We start from the raw sequence: 5268 nt of genomic DNA, 5'->3' as shown, positions 1-5268 counted from the left end.
CTGTTGAACCAGGCAAACCAGGTCTATTTGGCCGCATCGTTAAAGCTCTTGGTAGCATCTTCTCAACCACCACGGAAGAGGTGAAAACTGAGGAAGAGCAACAAAAACAAGAAAACGAACGTAGCCAAGCACCACGCCAGCGTCGTGATCGAAATGACCAACGTCGTCGTAACGGACGCGGTGAAAATGTTAATCGCGACAACGCAAACCGTGACAGAAACAAACGTAAACCTGTCAATACCTCTGCTCTTGTTGAAGAAACACAAGACAAAGAAATTGTTGCTACCAACGAGCCTCGTAAGACACAAGCTCGCAAGCCAAAACAAGAGCGCCGCAACAAGCGTGATGACAGCAAATCTGAAAAGTTAGCGGAACAAGGGCTACAACTTGCGGCTGAAGCGCAAGCCGTTACCTTGACAGCGAATGAAGATAAAACGGAAGAGAAAACGGCAAAAGTCAAAGAACGCCGTCAACGCCGTAAGTTAAACAAACAAGTTCGTGTAAAAGATCAGACAATCGCTCAAGAACAACCAGAAGCTGAAATGTTGATCAATACAACCCCGGCAGCAGAGGTTATTGAAGCCGTAAAAGCTGAAACAGCACAATCTGTTGAGACATCGGTCGTTACACCAAACGACGACAATGAGAATGACGATCAAAATCAACGTCGCAATCGCCGCTCCCCTCGTCATTTACGAGCCAGTGGTCAACGTCGACGCCGTGGTCGTGATCGTCGCCCTAACCCATTCCGTTTACGCAAAGGTGGGGTTGCCTCTCCTGAGATGGCAATGGGTAAAGTGATGCCTCGCTATGACCTCTCTAAACCTGTGTATCAAGCACCAGTAACAGAGCAAGTCGCAGCGGTTGAACCTGTTCAGCAAGTGGCAGATGTCGTAGATAACAATACCGAGATAACGTTAGGTGGTTTTGCTTTCCCTGAAATGGCAATGGGTAAGGTCATTATTCGCCACGAAGAGGACCAGAGCGTCGTAGAAGAACCTGTTACAGTCTCTTTGCAGGACGCTATTGAACCTCAAGTACCATCGACAGTGGTAACAGAATCGGTTTCAGTCACAGAATCGGTCACTGTAGAAGCCGTTATTTCAGAGCCAGTGATCGCAGAAGTTGTTATTGAAAAGACTACCGCTATTGAGCTCGTTGTCGAAGAAAAAGCCACAGAGAAAGTACCAGCATTGAAGGTTGAAGCAGTAACTAAGGCACCTGAAGCCGTATTACCCAAAACAATCAAAGCGCATGCATTCTCTCCGATGACCAAAGCCTCAGGCTCTTTGTTGCTCAAAGAGATTGAAATCGTATCAGCACCTTTCCATGCTGAACGAATTGCAACTCGTGCAGCAGGCAGCCAGTCAGCGCAAAGTCAAGCTGGTGCGGCAATGACTAAACCACAGTATTAATCTCTGAACCGAGTTTAAATACCATTAAAGGGCTGCATTCGCAGCCCTTTTTATATTCCGCTTGCCCAATATCTCTGCATCTCATAGCATTACCTCTTTCTTGTCACTCAAAATGGACTTCCATGACTTGGATCTTATTCACCCTTCTGGCCGCATTCATGCAATCTTGGCGCAATGCATTCCAAAGTCGCTTAGCAGCTGAGGTCAGTACTACTGGTGTTACCCTTGCCCGCTTTCTTTGGGCTGGCCCTATCGCGGCTCTGTATCTCATCACTTTGTATCATTTCATACCCGCGAAATTACCTACATTGTCATTGACTTTTATCGCTTTCATTATCGGCGCGTCATTGATGCAAATCATCGCGACTGCGCTCATGGTTAAGCTTTTTAAATTAAATAACTATGCTGTAGGTGCTGGGCTAGCCAAAAGCGAAGCCTTAGTTGCCGCTATTTTAGGGATGATTTTTTTTGGGACTCATTTGACAGGCTTGGGCTGGATTGGCGTCATCGTTGGTGGCATTGGTGTATTTTTGATGAGCACGCACGGCAATATTAAGCAGCTTTCAATGCCAACTGTTTTACTGGGATTAAGTTGTGGTAGTGCCTTTGCGCTCACTTCATTGTGGGTACGTGAAGCCAGTTTAGCGCTTGGCTTACCCTTTCCACACAGTGCTGCTTGGGTATTATTGTTGGTCATTTCACTGCAGACTTTATTACTGCTAATTTACCTAATGGTGACCGACAACAACTCATTAAAACAATTATGGGTAAGACCTAAGCTAACGCTATTAACCAGCACAAGTAGCTGTCTTGGTTCTATTGGTTGGTTCAGTGCAATGTCTCTTCAAACCGTACCTTATGTAAAAACTTTAGGCCAAATTGAGATCTTTTTTACGATGTTAATTTCTATTTTTTGGCTAAAACAATCGGTGAAAATTAAAGATGGGCTGGGGCTTGTTCTAATCGCAATTGCCGCTATTTTAGTCATGTGGGGATAAATCCCATCCACGCTTTGATGATGAAGTTACTCGAGCAAAAAAGCAAAAAAAGCCTCACCAGACGGTGAGGCTTTATCTTTTCCCGATAGAGATTGTTTCGTGCTAGCGAAAATCTCTCAATAACTCAGCTTACTTTTTCTTTGCTGGTTTTTGGTCATCTTTCTTCTTGATAACGGTAGTGCCTTCGAAAGTTTCACCTTCAACAAACGCTGTACCATAGTAAGCCGCAAGAAGTACTTCTTTTAGCTCAGAAATCAGTGGGTAGCGTGGGTTTGCACCAGTACATTGGTCATCAAACGCTTCAACTGATAGTACATCAACTTTTGCGAGGAAATCCGCTTCATTCACGCCAGCCGCTTGGATAGATAGCGGGATGTCGAGATCTTTCTTCAGCTCTTCCAACCAAGTCAGTAGACGTTCAATCTTCTGAGCAGTACGGTCGCCTGCTTGGCTCAAGCCTAAGTGGTCAGCCACTTCAGCGTAACGACGGCGTGCTTGTGGACGGTCGTATTGAGAGAACGCAGTTTGCTTGGTTGGGTTATCATTCGCGTTATAGCGCACAACGTTAGAGATAAGCAATGCGTTAGCAAGACCGTGCGGGATGTGGAACTCAGCACCGATCTTGTGCGCCATAGAGTGACATACACCTAAGAACGCGTTAGCAAAAGCAATACCTGCGATAGTCGCTGCATTGTGCACTTTTTCACGAGCAATTGGGTCTGCTGCGCCATTTTTGTAGCTTGATGGTAGGTACTCTTTCAGCATCTTAAGTGCTTGTAGAGCTTGACCATCAGAGTATTCGTTCGCAAGAACAGATACATAGGCTTCAAGAGCGTGAGTCACAGCATCGTAACCACCAAATGCCGTTAGAGACTTAGGCATATTCATCACAAGGTTCGCATCAACGATAGCCATGTTAGGTGTTAGCTCATAATCCGCTAGTGGGTATTTAGCACCTGTTTTGTCGTCTGTTACAACGGCAAATGGTGTGACTTCTGAACCTGTACCTGAAGTAGTCGTGATACAAACCAATTCTGCTTTTTGACCCATTTTAGGGAACTTGTAGATACGTTTACGGATATCCATAAAGCGCATTGCAAGCTCTTCAAAGTGAGTTTCTGGGTGCTCATACATAACCCACATGATCTTCGCCGCATCCATTGGTGAACCACCACCAAGTGCTAGAATCACGTCTGGTTGGAAACTCTTCATTGCTTCAGCGCCTTTCTCTACGACAGATAGAGTTGGATCAGCTTCTACATCAAAGAATGTTTGAACTTCCATACCGTTTGACTTCAGCAGAGTCACTACGTCGTCTGCATAACCGTTGTTGAATAGGAAACGGTCAGTAACTAGGAATGCGCGTTTTTTGCCTTCAAGATCGCTCATAGCAATTGGAAGGCTACCACGACGGAAGTAAATTGACTTAGGTAGTTTATGCCACAACATGTTTTCAGCTCGCTTCGCAACAGTTTTCTTGTTGATTAGGTGCTTAGGACCTACGTTCTCAGAAATTGAGTTACCACCCCAAGAACCACAACCTAGCGTTAGAGATGGTGCAACGTTAAAGTTGTAAAGGTCACCGATACCACCATGAGTGGTTGGGATGTTTACAAGAATACGCGCCGTCTTCATTTTGTCACCAAAGTAACGGATACGGTCTGCATTAACGTCTTGGTTAGTGTATAGACCAGAAGTGTGGCCGATACCGCCGATTTCTACCATTCTTACTGCTTGTTCTACCGCGTTCTCGAAAGAAGTCGCGCGGAACATGCCAAGTGTTGGAGAAAGTTTTTCATGTGCGAATTCATCGTCATAAGAAACTTCGCCAATACCTTCACCGACAAGGATTTTAGTATCTGCTGGAACTTTAACACCCGCCATTTCAGCGATGGCTGTTGCTGGTTGGCCTACGATTTTCGCGTTTAGTGCGCCATCGATAAGCAGTACCTTACGTACTTTGTCTGCGTCTGCTTTACTTAAAACATGCGCTTTATGGCTCGCGAAACGTTCTTTTACTTCGTCATACACTTCGTCCATAACGATAACCGCTTGCTCAGAAGCACATACCACACCGTTATCGAATGTTTTAGACATAAGAACAGAAGCAACTGCACGTTTGATGTCTGCCGTTTCGTCGATTACAACTGGAACGTTACCTGCACCTACACCGATTGCTGGTTTACCTGACGAGTAAGCTGCTTTCACCATGCCAGGACCACCTGTTGCAAGGATAAGTGCAATACCTTCGTGCTTCATTAGCGCGTTAGATAGCTCAACTGAAGGTTGATCAATCCAGCCGATGATATCTTTTGGCGCGCCAGCTGCAACTGCTGCATCTAACACGAGTTTAGCTGCATCGTTAGTTGAATTTTTCGCACGTGGGTGTGGCGAGAAGATGATACCGTTACGAGTCTTCAAAGAGATGAGAGATTTGAAGATTGCAGTAGAAGTAGGGTTAGTGGTTGGAACGATACCGCAGATGATGCCTACAGGCTCAGCGATAGTCATCGTGCCTAGGTTTTTATCTTCTTCAAGAATGCCACACGTTTTTTCGTCTTTGTATTTGTTGTAGATGAACTCAGACGCAAAGTGGTTCTTGATTACTTTATCCTCAACAATACCCATGCCTGATTCCGCTACCGCTTGTTGCGCTAGAGGGATACGAGCTTGGTTAGCTGCTAATGATGCTGCGCGGAAAATTTTATCTACTTGCTCTTGAGAGTAAGTAGAGAATTCTGCTTGAGCCGCTTTAACGCGCGCTACTAGAGCATCAAGTTCAGCTAAATTAGTTACAGGCATAATGGATCTCCTAAAAATAGAAAAATGTTAAAAACTCTTTATTAAGTTTGCAG

At 45.1% G+C, this 5268-nt stretch carries 2 protein-coding genes and 1 pseudogene; 2 read left to right on the top strand and 1 reads right to left on the bottom strand.

The features are described from left to right. Positions 1 to 1415: pseudogene (locus AACQ21_RS04475) on the top strand (ribonuclease E); the annotation flags it as partial. 122 nt (positions 1416 to 1537) lie between these two features. Beyond that, entirely contained in the window at positions 1538 to 2413 is an 876-nt protein-coding gene (locus tag AACQ21_RS04470) for a DMT family transporter (protein WP_105976870.1), read from the top strand. A gap of 129 nt (positions 2414 to 2542) precedes the next feature. On the opposite strand, the gene adhE is transcribed toward AACQ21_RS04470, so the two are convergent. Beyond that, positions 2543 to 5215 carry a bifunctional acetaldehyde-CoA/alcohol dehydrogenase gene (adhE, locus tag AACQ21_RS04465; RefSeq protein ID WP_013856398.1) on the bottom strand — a complete coding sequence of 891 codons (2673 nt, stop codon included), beginning with the start codon at positions 5213 to 5215 and terminating at the stop codon, positions 2543 to 2545. Between the last annotated feature and the right edge of the window lie 53 nt (positions 5216 to 5268).

Origin of the sequence: Vibrio sp. V01_P9A10T6, from assembly GCF_963877065.1 — a bacterium.
In the GTDB taxonomy this organism is placed as follows: Bacteria; Pseudomonadota; Gammaproteobacteria; order Enterobacterales; family Vibrionaceae; genus Vibrio; species Vibrio anguillarum.
The sequence above is the reverse complement of the archived record's forward strand: the minus strand, read 5'-3'. Positions and strand labels throughout refer to the sequence as shown.